10 protein-coding genes and 1 riboswitch are annotated in these 14399 nt (G+C 65.1%); of the genes, 4 read left to right on the top strand and 6 right to left on the bottom strand.

The genetic code is table 11. The annotated features are described in order from the left end of the window. The first annotated feature begins 29 nt into the window (after positions 1–29). Entirely contained in the window at positions 30–2849 is a 2820-nt protein-coding gene (locus GPK94_RS01250; RefSeq protein ID WP_215654020.1) for a DNA translocase FtsK, read from the top strand. 13 nt (positions 2850–2862) lie between these two features. Further along, the gene (locus GPK94_RS01245; protein ID WP_193538452.1) at positions 2863–3261 is read left to right on the top strand and encodes a GNAT family N-acetyltransferase; all 399 of its coding nucleotides are present in this window, start codon (positions 2863–2865) and stop codon (positions 3259–3261) included. A gap of 100 nt (positions 3262–3361) precedes the next feature. Here GPK94_RS01245 and lpdA read toward each other — a convergent pair whose 3' ends face one another. From lpdA to gcvT, 5 genes are all read right to left on the bottom strand, one after another. Next, a complete protein-coding gene (lpdA, locus tag GPK94_RS01240; protein ID WP_215654018.1) occupies positions 3362–4744 on the bottom strand; it encodes a dihydrolipoyl dehydrogenase in 1383 nt (460 codons plus the stop codon). A gap of 160 nt (positions 4745–4904) precedes the next feature. Further along, on the bottom strand, positions 4905–6353 hold the full coding sequence (gcvPB, locus tag GPK94_RS01235; RefSeq protein ID WP_186963665.1) for an aminomethyl-transferring glycine dehydrogenase subunit GcvPB: 1449 nt from the start codon (positions 6351–6353) through the stop codon (positions 4905–4907). Beyond that, the gene (gcvPA, locus tag GPK94_RS01230; protein ID WP_101692915.1) at positions 6350–7666 is read right to left on the bottom strand and encodes an aminomethyl-transferring glycine dehydrogenase subunit GcvPA; all 1317 of its coding nucleotides are present in this window, start codon (positions 7664–7666) and stop codon (positions 6350–6352) included. Before gcvPA ends, gcvPB begins: the two co-directional genes overlap by 4 nt. Before the next feature lie 3 nt (positions 7667–7669). After that, complete coding sequence (gene gcvH / locus GPK94_RS01225; RefSeq protein ID WP_101692916.1) at positions 7670–8050, bottom strand: glycine cleavage system protein GcvH; 381 nt, start codon at positions 8048–8050, stop codon at positions 7670–7672. A gap of 70 nt (positions 8051–8120) precedes the next feature. Beyond that, positions 8121–9206 carry a glycine cleavage system aminomethyltransferase GcvT gene (gcvT, locus tag GPK94_RS01220; RefSeq protein ID WP_346727965.1) on the bottom strand — a complete coding sequence of 362 codons (1086 nt, stop codon included), beginning with the start codon at positions 9204–9206 and terminating at the stop codon, positions 8121–8123. A gap of 176 nt (positions 9207–9382) precedes the next feature. Beyond that, positions 9383–9465: riboswitch (glycine riboswitch) on the bottom strand. Positions 9466–9676: 211 nt separating this feature from the next. Here gcvT and GPK94_RS01215 point away from each other — a divergent pair. Together GPK94_RS01215 and GPK94_RS01210 are read left to right on the top strand one after the other, a co-directional pair. Then, positions 9677–11596, top strand: a complete 1920-nt coding sequence (locus tag GPK94_RS01215) for an FtsW/RodA/SpoVE family cell cycle protein (RefSeq protein WP_346727964.1) — start codon at positions 9677–9679, stop codon at positions 11594–11596. Beyond that, positions 11583–12953: a penicillin-binding transpeptidase domain-containing protein gene (locus tag GPK94_RS01210; protein WP_186963659.1), complete on the top strand. Its 1371-nt coding sequence runs from the start codon at positions 11583–11585 to the stop codon at positions 12951–12953. The genes GPK94_RS01215 and GPK94_RS01210 overlap by 14 nt, the downstream gene beginning before the upstream one ends. A 310-nt stretch (positions 12954–13263) precedes the next feature. Here the strand turns inward: GPK94_RS01210 and GPK94_RS01205 are convergent, their stop codons facing one another. Further along, positions 13264–14325, bottom strand: a complete 1062-nt coding sequence (locus GPK94_RS01205; protein WP_215654014.1) for a glycosyltransferase — start codon at positions 14323–14325, stop codon at positions 13264–13266. Positions 14326–14399 lie beyond the last annotated feature (74 nt).

Raw genomic sequence — 14399 nt, 5'->3', positions numbered from 1 at the left:
CCTCATTCTGCGCAGAAAGGATGAACTCCATGGCCACAGCACAAAAGAAGTCATCCGGGGGAAAGCGAGCCGCTCCCCGCTCCGGGAACAAGCGGAGCGGCGGGACGAGCCGCGCCTCCTCCGGTGCAGGGAAGTCCCGCGCCTCCGGCGGGAGCCGGAAAAAGAGCGGCGCTTCCGCCCCCAAGCCCATCCGGCGGGGGGTAGGCGCGCTGATCTGCCTGCTTCTGGCCATCTTTGCCGCGCTGGGCTATTTCCAGGTCAAGGCCCTCTTCATCGACTTTTTCGTGGGCGGGGTCAAGGGCCTGATCGGCTACGGCTTCCTGCTGCTGCCCCCCATGCTGCTGGTGGCTAGCGGGATTCTGGCCTTCCACCGGGGACGTCCGGTCCAGCTGCGGGTCTGGTGTACCCTGCTGCTGCCGGTGGTGTTCGGCGCGCTGCTCCACCTGCTTCTGGCCAAGGGAACCTACGCCTGGGACCTCAAGCTCTTCCAGACCCTCTGGAAGGAGGGCGAAGCCCTTCAGAGCGGCGGCGTGGTCAGCGGCATTCTGGCCCTGTCCTTTGGGGCCATCTTCAGCAAGTTCGGCGCGGGCATCGTCTTCCTGCTCACCGGGGCCCTTCTGGTCATGGGGGCGGCGCGGGTGACCCTGGCCGATATCGTGGACTATATCCGGGACCGCCCGGCCTATGAGGAGGAAGAGCTCCCGCCCCGCAGAGAGAAGAAGCCGGCCCCCGCTCCTGCCCCCCGGGGACGGGGAAGCGCGGAGATCGACATCCCGGTGGACGAGGGACCCCTGGTGGGGAAAGCGCCGGTGTCCAGCCCGCTCTTTACCAAGAAGGGCAAGTTCTTCAACCAGAAGCCCTCGGTGCCCACGCCCGATGAGGTCCTGGCGGGGAGAGACCGGGTCCAGCCGCCCGAGCCCACGGTGCCTGTGCTGAGCAAGCCCGAGCCCGCCCCGGTCCAGCCGGAGGCGGAAGCGGAGGAGCCGGCGGCGGAGGTCCAGACCCCGGTGCCCGAGCGGGTGGAGGAGCCGGTGGTCCAGCCTGCTCCCGAGCCCAAGCCCCCGCTGGGACTCTTCCGGCGGGAAAGTCCGCCGGAGCCCGCCCCTCTGCCCGTGGAGGAGTCCGAGCCGGTCCGTCCTCCCATGCCGCCCATGCCCGAGATCCAGCGGGAGCCCGCGGTGACCGCGCCCAAGGCGAAGGCGGAGGAGACCGCCCGGGCCGCCGCCGAGGTGAGCCGGGACATCACCCAGAGCCTGGAGCGGGAAGAGGTGGGGCCGGAGTATCAGTATCCCCCCATCGATCTGCTCCAGCAGAGCCGGGGGGTCTCGGCCAGCGACATGGCCGGGGAGCTCCAGGCCAACCAGCTCCGGCTGGCCGACACCATCCACTCCTTCGGCATCGACGCGGCCATCGTGGACGCGGTGCGGGGCCCCTCGGTCACCCGGTATGAGCTGGAGCTGGCCCAGGGCGTGCGGATGAACAAGCTCACCAATCTCACCGACGACATCGCGCTGGCCCTGGGAGCCACCGGAGTGCGCATCGCCCCCATTCCGGGCAAGATCTCCATGGTGGGCATCGAGGTGCCCAACAAGCTGGTGGCCCCGGTGGGCATCCGGGACGTGATCGACTCCCGGGAGTTCCGGGAGAGCCCGTCCAAGGTCTCCTTCGCGGTGGGCAAGGACATCAGCAACCGCTGCGTGGTGTGCAACATCGGAAAGCTGCCCCATCTGCTCATCGCAGGTACCACCGGCTCCGGTAAGTCGGTGTGTACCAACTCCCTCATCATCTCCCTGCTCTACAAGGCCACACCCGAGGAGGTCCGCCTCATCATGGTGGACCCCAAGATGGTGGAATTGGGCATCTATAACGGCATCCCCCATCTGCTCATCCCCGTGGTGACCGACCCCAAAAAGGCGGCCGGCGCCCTCCAGTGGGCGGTGACCGAGATGATGAAGCGGTACCGCTCCTTCGCCGAGGTGGGAGTGCGGGACCTGAAATCCTACAACGCCCTGGCCGAGCGCACCGAGGGAATGAAGAAAATGCCCTCGGTGGTGGTGGTCATCGACGAGCTGGCCGACCTGATGCTGGTGGCCGCAAAAGAGGTGGAAGAGTCCATCTGCCGCGTGGCCCAGATGGGCCGCGCCTCGGGCATGCACCTGATCATCGCCACCCAGCGTCCCTCGGCCGACGTCATCACCGGCCTCATGAAGGCCAACATCCCCAGCCGCATCGCCTTTGCGGTCCAGTCCTCTCTGGACTCCCGCATCATCCTGGACACCACTGGAGCGGAGAAGCTGGTGGGCCGGGGCGACATGCTCTACTTCCCCCTGGGCTCGGGCAAGCCCCAGCGGGTGCAGGGCTGCTTCATCTCGGACGAGGAAGTGGCCAGCGTGGTGGAGTTCGTCAAGCGCAGCGGCACCGCGGAGTACGACGAGGAGGTCCTCCACGAGATCGAGCAGAACGCCGCGGCCAAGGACAAGGGGAACAAGGGCGGCGGAGAGAGCGCCGTCGACAGCTCCGAGGACGATTACGACGAGCTCCTGCCCAACGCCATCGAGGTGGTGGTGGAGACCGGCATGGCGTCGGTGTCCATGCTCCAGCGGCGTCTGAAACTGGGCTATTCCCGGGCGGCCCGCCTGGTGGACCAGATGGAGGAGAAGGGCGTGGTGGGCCCCTTTGAGGGCTCCAAGCCCCGTCAGGTCCTCATCTCCAAGGCCCAGTGGCAGGAGATGCAGTATAAGCAGAACATGCCGGCCGGGGCCTCTCCCATGTCGGAGCCGGTGCCCGAAGAGCTGGAATTTGAGCGGGATGCCATCGAACAGGCGCCCCCCTTTGATCTGGACGACTGAGGAGGCAGCGAGTATGGAGTGGAGAGAGTGCACACAGCAGGATGAACAGGCGGTGCTGGAGGGCCTGCGTGCCTACAATCAGCCCTATATCGGCACCAGTACGGACCTCTCCCAGTGTGTGGAGGAGGACGGCCGGGTGGTGGCCGGGATTTTGGCACGCCTGCTGGGGGACTGCATCTATGTGGAGATCCTCTGGGTGGACGAGTCCCTGCGGCACCGGGGCGTGGGGCGGGAGCTCCTCGCCCGGGTGGAGGCGGCGGGAAGGGCCCGGGGCGCCAAGCGCATCGAGCTGGACACCTTCTCCTTCCAGGCCCCGGAGTACTACCCCAAGCTGGGGTTCCGGGAGTTCGGCCGGGTGGAGCCCTACGCCGGCACCCATGGCCGGTACTACTTTATCAAGGAACTGGACTGAAAAAAGCCGCCTGCGGGCGGCTTTTTTGCGTGCCGCATCGGTTCGACACGCGAAGCGCCCGGGACCCAATCGGTCCCGGGCGCTGTGGTTATCGCAGTTATTAACGCTTGCGCACCGGCGCGGAGTGGAGGCTCTGGCCGAAGGCGGCCTCCACCGCCTCGCTGATTCCCTCGGCGAAGGTGGGATGGGGCCGGACGGGGGAGAGCATCTGCTCTGCGGTCAGCCCCAGGGTGACGGCGGTGTTGAGCTCGCTGACGAGATCGGTGGCCCGGTGGCAGAGGAGCTGGGCCCCCAGCAGGACGTGGCTCTCCCCGTGGAAGACCACCTTGATGAAGGTGCGCCCGCCCCCCTCGATCACGGTGCGGCCGTTGCCGCCCATCACGTACTTGCCCACCAGGGTGGGGATGCCCTGGGCCTTGCACTCGTCGGCGGTCAGGCCGGTCTGGGCGATCTCCGGGGAGGTGTAGACGCAGGAGGGGATGGGGGAGGACACCCGCTCGGGCACATGGCCGTAGAGGAGCTCCACGGCGCGGACGCCCTCGGCCTCGGCCTTGTGGGCCAGCTGGATGCCGCCGATGGCGTCGCCAATGGCCAGAATGCTGGGCACGGAGGTCTCATAGCGGTCGTTGACCACCAGCATCCCACGGTTGAGCTCCACCTCCACGCCGTCGAAGAGCCCGGCGGTGTTGGCCCGGCGGCCCATGGCGGCCAGCACCGTGGCGCCGGAGGCCGCCTTCTCCTCCTCCTTGTGGGTGAAGTGGACGGTGAGACGGCCGTCCTCCTGGGTCAGCCGGGAGACCATGGCGGAGGTATAGATCTCCACGCCCTGCTTTTTCAGCTGCATGGAGACCGACTGGGAGATCTCCCGGTCCAGGTTGGCCAGAATGCGCTCCAGCGCCTCCACGATGACCACCTTGGTGCCCATGGCGGCCCAGACGGTGGCCAGCTCCACGCCGATGACGCCGCCGCCGATGATGACCATGGAGTCCCGGGGAGAGATGTCGTCCAGCAGCTCGTCGCTGGTCACCACCCCGGGCAGGTCCAGTCCCGGGATGGGAGGACGGGAGGGGATGGAGCCGGCGGCGACCAGGATATGCGCGCCCTCATAGGTGTTCTCTCCGGCCCGGACGGTCTGGGGGCCGGTGATGACGGCGTGCTCGGCGATCAGGTCGATCTTGTTGCCCTTGATGAGGGAGGCCATTCCGTCCCGCAGGGTGGAGACCACCTCGTTTTTCCGGGCGGCCAGCCCGGCCCAGTCGGGCTGTACGTCGCCCAGGGCGATACCGGGGATGCCCTCCTTCAGCTCCTGATAGCGCTGGGAGGTGTGCATCAGGGCCTTGGTGGGGATGCAGCCCCGGTTGAGACAGGTGCCGCCGGGCTCCCGCGCCTCAAAGAGGGCGACTTTCTTTCCCAGCTGGGCGGCCTTGACGGCAGCGGCAAAGCCGCCGGGCCCGCCGCCGATGACGAGCAGATCATATTGCATGGGTGATACCTCCAGTCATTCAATAAAAAGCGGCGCCCGCCGAAAAAATAGATTCCGGCGTGTTCTGCGGCAGCGCTTGGCGTTTTTGAGAAGCGTGTCGAACGGGTTCGACACGCAGAAGCGGCGCCCGCCGGGAAGCGGACGCCGCCATGCGGTCAGATCAGGAATTGAAGTCGTAGCGCACCACGGGATGGCGGGCCGCCTTGGTCTCGTCGGGCCGGCCGATGACCGTGTGGTGGGGCGCGGTGTGGCAGGCCTCGGGGTCCTCCTTGGCCGTCTTGAGGATCTCCGCCATGACGGCGCAGGCCTCGTCGATGGTCTCCCGGGACTCGGTCTCGGTGGGCTCGAACATGAGCGCCTCGTGGACGATGAGGGGGAAGTACATCGTGGGGGGATGGATCCCGTGGTCCAGCATGCTCTTGGCCACATCCAGCGCGGAGACGCCGGTCTCCTTCTTGAGCTGGGACAGGTCCAGCACGAACTCGTGCATGCAGATGCCGGGATAGGCGCAGACATAGCCGGCCTCTTCCATCTTGGCCTTCATGTAGTTGGCGTTGAGGACCGCGGTCTGGGCAGCCTCCCGCACGCCGGAGTTGCCCAGGGTCATCAGATAGGCCAGGGCGCGCAGGACCACCAGGAAGTTGCCGAAGAACATCTTGACCTGGCCCACGGACTGCTCTCCGCCGCCTCCGCCGATGGCCGAGCCGGGCAGGAAGGGCTTGAGGATGTTCTTGCAGCCCACCGCGCCGGAGCCGGGGCCGCCGCCGCCATGGGGGGTGGAGAAGGTCTTGTGCAGGTTCAGGTGGCACACGTCAAAGCCCATGTCGCCGGGACGGGCCACGCCCATCACCGCGTTCAGGTTGGCGCCGTCGTAGTAGCACAGGCCGCCTGCGTCGTGGACGATCTTGGTGATCTCCAGAATGTTCTTGTCGATCTTGCCGATGGTGTTGGGGTTGGTCAGCATCAGGGCCGCCGTGTCGGGGCCGACCGCGGCGCGCAGGGCGTCCAGGTCCACCATGCCGTCGGGCGTGGAGGGGATGGAGCACACCTCGTAGCCGCACATGGCCGCCGTGGCGGGGTTGGTGCCGTGGGCCGAGTCGGGGACGATGACCTTTTTCCGGGCGTAGTCGCCGCGGGAGTCATGGTAGGCCTTGATGAGCAGGATGCCGGTAAACTCACCGTGGGCGCCAGCGGCGGGCTGGAAGGTCATGGCATCCATGCCGGTGATGCCGCACAGGTACTTCTCGGCCAGGGCGTAGACCGTCTGGCAGCCGGAGACCGTGTGCTTGGGCTGGAGGGGATGGATGTCGGTGAACTTGAAGAGGTTGGCAATGACCTCGTTGATCTTGGGGTTGTACTTCATGGTACAGGAGCCCAGGGGATAGAAGCCGTCGCACACACCGAAGGAACGGCGGGCCAGAGCGTTATAGTGGCGGGAGAGATCGTTCTCGCTCACCTCGGGGAGACGGGGGGCCGAGCTCCGGCGGAAGGCGGCGGGGATCTCCACGGCGGGGACCTCTGCGGTGGGGTTGAGGTTCAGGGTGGTCTGATAGGGGGTGAGGACCTTGTTGCCGCGGCCGGGCTTGCTCAATTCAAAAATCAGTTTCATTTTCCGTACGCCTCCTTGATGACGGCCACAGCCTCGTCCAGGTCAGCCTTGGTGCAGTACTCGGTGACGCACCACAGCACGCCCTCCCGCAGGCGCAGGCCGCCCAGGATGCCCTTCTTCTCCAGCGCACAGAGGACCCGGTAGGTATCGGGCAGGGTGGTGACAAATTCATGGAAGAACTCGCCGGGGAACACCAGCTCGACGCCCTCGATCTTGCACAGCTCGGAGGCCAGATAGTGGGCCTTGGCATAGCACTGGTTGCCCACCTCAGCCAGACCGGCGGGGCCCATCTCGGCCAGGTAGACCGAGGCGGTCAGGGCGCACAGGGCCTGGTTGGAGCAGATGTTGGAGCTGGCCTTCTCGCGGCGGATGTGCTGCTCGCGGGCCTGCATGGTGAGGACGAAGGCGCGCTCGCCCTTGTCGTCGGTGGTCTCGCCCACGATCCGGCCGGGGAGCTTGCGCATCATGGCGGTGGTGCAGGTCATGAAGCCCAGGTAGGGGCCGCCCCAGGAGAGGGGCATGCCCAGAGGCTGGGCCTCGCCCACGGCGATGTCGGCGCCGTACTCCCGGGGGCTCTTGAGCACGCCCAGGGTGGCGGGATTGACGCCCATGATGTACTTGGCTCCGGCGGCGTGGACCGCCTCGCCCAGGGCGTCGCAGTCCTCCAGCATGCCGAAGAAGTTGGGCTGCTGCACGTAGAAGCAGGCGGAGTCCTCACCCAGCAGGGACTTGAGGGCCTCCAGATCGGTGACGCCGTCCTTGGCGGGCACGGTGATCACCTCGGTGTTGGAGCCGTAGCAGTAGGTCTTGATGACGGCCAGCGCGTCGGGATGGGTGGTCTCGGAGACCAGGACCTTGGTGCGCTTGCGCTCCTTGCACATGGCCACGGCCTCGGCGGCGGCGGTACCGCCGTCGTAGACGGAGGCGTTGGACACGTCCATGCCGGTGAGCTCGCACATCATGGTCTGGAACTCAAAGATGGACTGGAGCACGCCCTGGCTGACCTCGGCCTGATAGGGGGTGTAGGCGGTGACAAAGATCTCATTGCTGGTGATGCGGGAGACGGCGGCGGGGATGTAGTGGCGCTCGGCGCCGGCGCCCCGCAGGATGGTATGGAAGCGGGTGTTGTGTTCCGCCAGAGACTCCATGGTCCGGCGGATGTCCAGCTCGGACTTGGGGGCGGGCAGGTTGAGGGGGCCCTTGATCATGACCTCCTCCGGCACATCCACGTAGAGGTCGTCCATGGACTTCATGCCCAGGACCTCCAGCATGGCCTGCCGCTCTTCCGGGGTAGAGCACAGATAACTCGACATAGATTACTCCTTTTCCGCGGCGCAGTGGGCCTCGTAGGCGGCGGCGTCCAGCAGCTCCTCCACATCACTGACATTCTCGACCTTGATGAACCAGGCGCCATAGGGATCGCTGTTGACCTTGGCGGGATCGTCCATCAGCTCCTCGTTGACGGCCACGACGGTGCCGGAGACGGGGGAGAGGACGTCGGAGACCGCCTTGACGGACTCCACGTCGGAGAAGGCCTCGCCGGCGGAGACGGCGTCGCCCTCCTGGGGCAGGTTGACAAAGACGATGTCGCCCAGCTCGTCCTGGGCAAAGTCGGTCAGGCCGATGACATAGGTGTCGCCCTCCTGGCGAACCCACTCGTGAGACTTGGCGTACTTCAGATCAGCAGGAAAGTTCATAATAATTTCTCCTTTATCGATATGATTTTTGATTTTTTATGTACATAGTTTCGTTTCAAAGGGAAGAGGATCACTGGGTCCGCTTGTAGAAGGGAGTCTTGATGACCTCGCACTCCACCTTGCGGCCGCGCACGTCCACCAGCAGCTTGGTGCCGGGCTCCTTGTACTCCACGGGGACCATGGCCATGCCCACCGCGTAGCCCAGGTAGGGGCAGTGGGTGCCGGAGGAGACGAAGCCCACCTTTTCCTCGCCGGCGTATACGTCGCAGTGCTCCCGGATGATGCCCCGTCCGGTGACCTTCAGGCCAACCTTGCGGCGGGAGACGGGACGGGCCTGCTCCAGAGCGGCCTTGCCGATGAAGTCGGGCTTATCCATCTTGACGAAGATGCCCAGCACCGCCTCGTAGGGGTTGATCTCGGCGGAGAGCTCGTGGCCGTAGAGAGGCATGCCGGCCTCCAGGCGCAGGGTGTCGCGGGCGCCCAGGCCGCAGGGGATGAGTCCCTCGTCCTTGCCGGCGGCCAGGAGCTTTTCCCACAGGGCGGGGGCATCGGCGGCGGCGCAGTAGATCTCAAAGCCGTCCTCGCCGGTGTAGCCGGTGCGGGAGACCAAGGCCTGGATGCCGTCCACCTCGCCCTGGGCGATGAAGGTATAGTTGCCGGCCGGGATGGTCTTGGAGAGCTTGGAGAGGACGGCCTCGGCCTTGGGACCCTGGAGGGCCACCTGGGCCACGGAGTCGGAGATGTTCTCCATGGTGCACTCGCCGGAGAGGTGCTCGGAGATCCACTGGGCGTCCTTTTCGCAGTTGGCCGCGTTGACGACGATGAGGTAGGCCTCGTCGGAGCACTTGTAGACGATCAGGTCATCCACCACGCCGCCGCTCTCATAGCACATGAGGCTGTACCGGGCGTAGCCGGTCTGGAGGTCGGTGTAGTCGTTGGTCAGCAGGCGGTTGAGATTGGCCAGGGCGTCCTTGCCCCGGAGGACCAGCTCGCCCATGTGGGAGACGTCAAAGAGTCCGCAGGCCGTGCGCACCGCCATATGCTCGGCGACCACGCCGCTGTACTGGACCGGCAGCAGCCAGCCTGCAAAGGGGACAATTTTACCGCCTGCCGCCACGTGGCAGTCGTAAAGTGGGGTTTTTCGCTCCATGATCATGACCTCCTGTGATAATGTAAACTAGAAAAATTAGAAATTATACTGACGGTTACTGAATGGTATGAAAAAAGCGCATAGCAAATGCTATACGCTCTGTCATAACCTGAAAGTTTCCCTCACATAGATGAGGTTGCATCTTCGGTGCGAGGAAAAAACTTCCACGCTTTCCAGAGTCTCGTCAATGGCCGATCCGTTTGCCTGAGAGATTTTCTGATTCCCCTTCGGCGGCGACTGTATCGCACTCTCTCGGTCATGTCATCCGAACGATATAGAATTTTTCGATATAATGAGTTTAAACTATTGAGTTTTATTTTGTACTTATAAGTATAATACAAATCCAAGAAAAGTCAACCGTTTTTTTGAAATTCCCCCGGAGAAATCGGAAGGGGGGCTCCGGCCGCCCGGAGCGGGGGGCAAAACGGCCCGATTTGCGCGGGGAAAAAGTTGTGGTATAATAGGAGGCAATCCCTTTGGATTCCGTTAAAAAGGAGGATGTCGCATTGCTTTTATCACAGCCGCAGGATCTGATCCATGCGTTTTTGACGCTGCCGGCCCGCTATCCCATGCTGGCAGCCTGGTTTACCTCGGTGGTCCGCTTTGTGTTCCCGGTGCTGGCGCTGGGGATCCTGGCCGGGGCCATCCGCTCCCTGTTAAAGGTCCCCCATCTGCCGGAGGTGTGGGCCTACCTGACCCTGCCCAGCGGGGCGGAGGAGCCCCTGACCCACTGGGAGAACATTCTGGGGCGGGGAAAGTCCTCGGACGTAGTGCTCAACTACCCGGTGGTCTCCCGCCAGCACGCGGCGCTGATCCGTGCCGAGGATGACACCTGGACCGTCCACGACCTGGACTCCAAGGGCGGGGTACGGGTCAATGGAAAGCCGGTCCAGGGCAGCGCGCCGGTGACCTTTGGTGACGTGCTCAGCCTGGGCGGAGTGGAGACCGTGCTGCTGCCGGTCTCCCAGGAGGAGCAGGAGGAGCGGCGGCAGCGCCGCCGGAGGGTGGAGAAGCCCTCCTCGCCCTGGGGGCCGCTGGTGCTCCTGACGGTCTTTCAGGTCCTGGCCGCCCTCCAGCTGGTGGTAGCGGCGGGGGAGGAGGCCGAGGTCTCCCTGCCCCTGGCCTTCTTTACGCTGACCGCTCTGATGTGGATCTACTTCCTCACCCTGCGGGCGCTGCGGCGGGTGGGCTTTGAGATGGAGCTCATCGCCTTTTTCCTGTGTACCCTGTCCCTGTCGGTGACCGCGTCCTCCGCGCCCCACGCCCTCTTCAAGCAGCTGGCCGCCATGCTGCTGGGGCTGGTGCTCTTTCTGGTGCTGGGAATCTTTCTCCGGGACCTGGAGCGGGTGAAGAAGATCCGCTGGGTCATGGCGGTGGGGGCCATCTGCCTGCTGGGTCTGTCCCTGGTGGTTGGGCAGGTGAAATACGGCGCGGCCAACTGGATCAGCATCGGCGGCATCTCCTTCCAGCCCTCGGAGGTGGCCAAGATCTGCTACATCTTTGCCGGGGCCGCCACGCTGGAGCGCCTCTTCCGGAAGCGGAACCTGGGGCTGTTCATCGTCCTGACGGGAGCCTGTATGGGCTGCCTGGCGCTGATGAGCGACTTCGGCACCGCGGCCATCTTTTTCATCACCTTCCTGGTGATCGCCTATCTCCGCTCCGGAGACTGGGCCACCCTGGCCCTCATCTGCGGCGCGGCCGTCTTCGGCGGGTTCATGCTGCTCTCCCTCAAACCCTACATCCTGCGGCGCTTTGCCACCTGGGGACACGCCTGGCAGTACGCCTCGGACGGAGGCTTTCAGCAGACCCGCACCATGTCGGCGGCGGCCTCCGGCGGTCTGGTGGGCGTGGGACCAGGCCGGGGCTGGCTCTACCGGGTCCCGGCCGCCGACACCGATCTGGTGTTCGGCATGCTCTGCGAGGAGTGGGGCCTCGTCATCGCCGTCCTGGCGGTGTGCTGTATCCTGACCCTGGCGGTCTTTGCGGTGCGGGCCTGCCGGGCGGGGCGGTCCAGCTTTTATATCATTGCCGCCTGTGCGGCCACCTCCATGATGGTGTTCCAGACGGCGCTGAACGTGCTGGGCGCGGTGGACATCCTGCCGCTGACCGGCGTGACCTTCCCGTTCGTGTCCAACGGCGGCTCCTCCATGCTCTCGTCCTGGGGACTGCTGGCCTTTCTGAAGGCCACCGACACCCGGCAGAACGCCAGCTTTGCCATCCGCCTGCCCGGGCGGAGAAAGGGCCCTGAGCGGCAGGAGCACCTGGCCCGCCGCTCCACCCGGGGCCGGAGCGGAGTGATCCCCACCGGAGAGGACGAGGATCTGGTGGACTTTGATTTTGACTTTGGGCCCGGATACGGCGGATACGGAGCGGAGGCGGACGATGAAGAAGATTGAAAAACGGGCGGTAGTCTGCCTTCTGCTGGCCCTGGCCATGCTGCTGGGCCTGGGACTGTTCTGCGTGCGCTTTGTGCTCAGCGGCGGACGCTGGGCGGGCTTCGCCGCCAACCGCCATCTCTACAACAGCCAGGGACAGCTGGCCGTGGGGCGGGTCCTGGACCGGGACGGCGACGTGCTCTCCTGGGTGGACGAGGCGGGGAACCGCCGCTATTACGACAATGCCACCGTGCGGGAGGCCACCCTCCATGCGGTGGGCGACCCGTCGGGCAACATCGGCACCGGCGCGCTGGTGGCCTTTGCGGATAAGCTCTCGGGCTACAATCTGCTCACCGGCGCATACAGCCCCCTGGGCGAGGGGAACGACCTCTACCTTACCCTGGACGCCCGCTACAACTACATCGCCTACCAGGCCCTGGGCGGCAAAAAGGGGACGGTGGGCGTCTACAACTACAAGACCGGAGAGATTGTGTGCATGGTCTCCTCACCCAGCTTTGACCCGGCCAATCCGCCGGTGATTGAGGAGGGGGACGAGCGCTATGACGGGGTCTACCTGAACCGTTTTCTCTCGGGGACCTTTACGCCGGGCTCCATTTTCAAGACGGTGACCCTGACAGCCGCCATTGAGGAGATCCCCGATCTGTTCAGCCGGACCTTTACCTGTACAGGCTCCACCCAGGTGGGGGGCGAGGTCATCACCTGTCCCCACGCACATGGGGAGATGGACATCTACGGGGCCTTTGCCAATTCCTGCAACGGGGTGTTCGGCCAGTTGGCCGCCGAATTGGGCGCGGAGACCATGGAGCGCTATGTGACCCAGGCCGGACTGACCAGCCAGTACAAGGTAAACGGGATCCCCACGGCGGCGGGCCGCTTTGACGTGGGGACCACCCCCAACCAGCTGGGCTGGGCCGGTGTGGGACAGTATAACGACCTGGTCAACCCCTGCGCCATGATGGTGTGGATGGGAGCAGTGGCAAACGGCGGGAAGGCTGCCGTCCCCCAGCTCATCCAGAAGACGGAGACCCCGCTGGGTACTCCCGCGTCCTTCTACCTGAAAAAACAGACCGCCTCTCTGGTGGACCGGGACACCGCCAGCCGTCTGGCGGATATGATGGCCAACAATGTGGCCCAGACCTATGGCAGCAGCCGTTTCCCCAACATGGACATCTGCGCCAAGTCGGGCACAGGCGAGGTGGGCGGCGGCAAGGCCCCCAACACCTGGTTTGCGGGCTTTCTCCGCAACGAGGACGCCCCCTATGCCTTCGTGGTCCTGGTGGAGGAGGGAAGCAGCGGCTCCGACACCGCTGGAGCCGTGGCCTCCAAAGTGCTGGACGCCATCGTCAACGGATATTGAAAAGAGCCGGTCTGGAGTTTTCTCCGGACCGGCTCAGGCTGTCGATCAAGTGCATTTTTGTGTGTTGCAAGAGCCTCGCAGAGTTCCGCCGTCCGCAGACGGCGGAAGAGAGTTCAATCGTTTTTTCCGGCGGCGTGTACGTCGGAAAAAACACTTCTCAGGCCGCAAGCGTGCGCCCCAAAGGGGCGTGCGACGCAGCGGGCTGCATCCCCTCGAAAAAATGCTTGCATTTTTGAGAAGCGTGTCGAAGTTTTTCGACACGCTGGGCCGGTCCGGAAATATTCCGGACCGGCTTTTTGTATTTGGGCGCTCAGCCTGCGAAAAAGGCGCGGTTGCGCAGGACCGCCGGGTCATCCGGCCGGAACGCCCCGGCCCGCTCGTTCCAGGCCACAGCCTGCTCCCGCTCCCCCAGGCGGTGGTAACAGACGCACAGCTGCATGGCGGGGAGATAACCGTAACAGTCCGGCCGGACAAAGGCGCCCGAGCGGTCGTCCCGGGTACAGGAGAGGGCCTGCTCATACCAGCGGATGGCGGAGCGGTAATCCTCCCGCTCCAGAAAGAAATTGCCCAGGTCGCAGCAGATCTCGGCCCGGGGCGAATCAAAGGCCAGGGACTCCAGCAGGGCGCGCAGGGCACAGCGGGGGCGGTGCAGGGCGCTGTAACAGGCCGAGAGGACCCGGCAGGCCTCCAGATTGTTCTCCCGCCAGCCCCAGCCTACGGTCAGAAAGAGCTCCAGCTCCTGTACGGCGTCCTCATAGCGGCCGTGCTCGTAGAGCTCCCGGCCATAGTAGAACTGTTCCCGGGGGGAGAGGTTGCGCCCGGAGGCGCGCAGCCCCTCCAGGATGCGCAGATTCCGGTCCGGATCGCCGGGGCGCTCCTTCCGGTGGGTGACGGCCGCCTCGGTGTATACCACGCGGCCCAGCGGTGGGATGGCCTCGTGGACCGCGCCGCTCCAGCGCAGCCAGGGCACGTTGCGCACGATGCGCTCCCGGTAATAGGAGAGGACGGGGGCCCCGTCCGCGTCCAGGGTCTGATAGCGGGCCATGACCACGTCGGCCTCGGGCAGGTCCTGCTCCTTCACGGCGAGAAAGGCGTCCCGGTCCTCCGGGAGCAGCACGTCGTCCGCGTCCAGCCACATACAGTAGGAGCCGGAGGCCCGTTCAAAGGAAGCATTGCGTGCGGCAGAGAAATCGTCCTGCCAGGGGAAGGAGAGGACCTGGTCGGTAAAGCGGGCGGCGATCTCCCGCGTCCGGTCCTGGGAACCGGTGTCCACCACGATCAGCTCGTCCCAGATCCCCCGGGCGCTGTTCAGACAGCGTTCCAGTACGGCCTCCTCATTTTTTACGATCATACACAGCGAGATGGTCTCCATCGGCGCGGCCTCCCATCCTGATTTACTCTATCCTATGCCGGGATGGGCGGATAAAACACAGCCCCGTCCGGTTC

The sequence above is a fragment of the Pseudoflavonifractor sp. MCC625 genome (genome assembly GCF_018784545.1).
GTDB classification, from domain to species: Bacteria; Bacillota; Clostridia; order Oscillospirales; family Oscillospiraceae; genus Pseudoflavonifractor_A; species Pseudoflavonifractor_A gallinarum.
Note: the sequence above shows the minus strand (reverse complement) of the source record. Positions and strands in the feature narration are given on the sequence as shown.

Excerpts from the sequence above, each read along its gene's own strand:
- GPK94_RS01210 (WP_186963659.1), top strand. The coding sequence starts at position 11,583 with ATGAAGAAGATTGAAAAACGGGCGGTAGTCTGCCTTCTGCTGGCCCTG.
- gcvPA (WP_101692915.1), bottom strand. The coding sequence starts at position 7,666 with ATGTCGAGTTATCTGTGCTCTACCCCGGAAGAGCGGCAGGCCATGCTG.
- GPK94_RS01250 (WP_215654020.1), top strand. The coding sequence starts at position 30 with ATGGCCACAGCACAAAAGAAGTCATCCGGGGGAAAGCGAGCCGCTCCC.
- gcvT (WP_346727965.1), bottom strand. The coding sequence starts at position 9,206 with ATGATCATGGAGCGAAAAACCCCACTTTACGACTGCCACGTGGCGGCA.
- GPK94_RS01205 (WP_215654014.1), bottom strand. The coding sequence starts at position 14,325 with ATGGAGACCATCTCGCTGTGTATGATCGTAAAAAATGAGGAGGCCGTA.
- GPK94_RS01245 (WP_193538452.1), top strand. The coding sequence starts at position 2,863 with ATGGAGTGGAGAGAGTGCACACAGCAGGATGAACAGGCGGTGCTGGAG.
- lpdA (WP_215654018.1), bottom strand. The coding sequence starts at position 4,744 with ATGCAATATGATCTGCTCGTCATCGGCGGCGGGCCCGGCGGCTTTGCC.
- gcvPB (WP_186963665.1), bottom strand. The coding sequence starts at position 6,353 with ATGAAACTGATTTTTGAATTGAGCAAGCCCGGCCGCGGCAACAAGGTC.
- gcvH (WP_101692916.1), bottom strand. The coding sequence starts at position 8,050 with ATGAACTTTCCTGCTGATCTGAAGTACGCCAAGTCTCACGAGTGGGTT.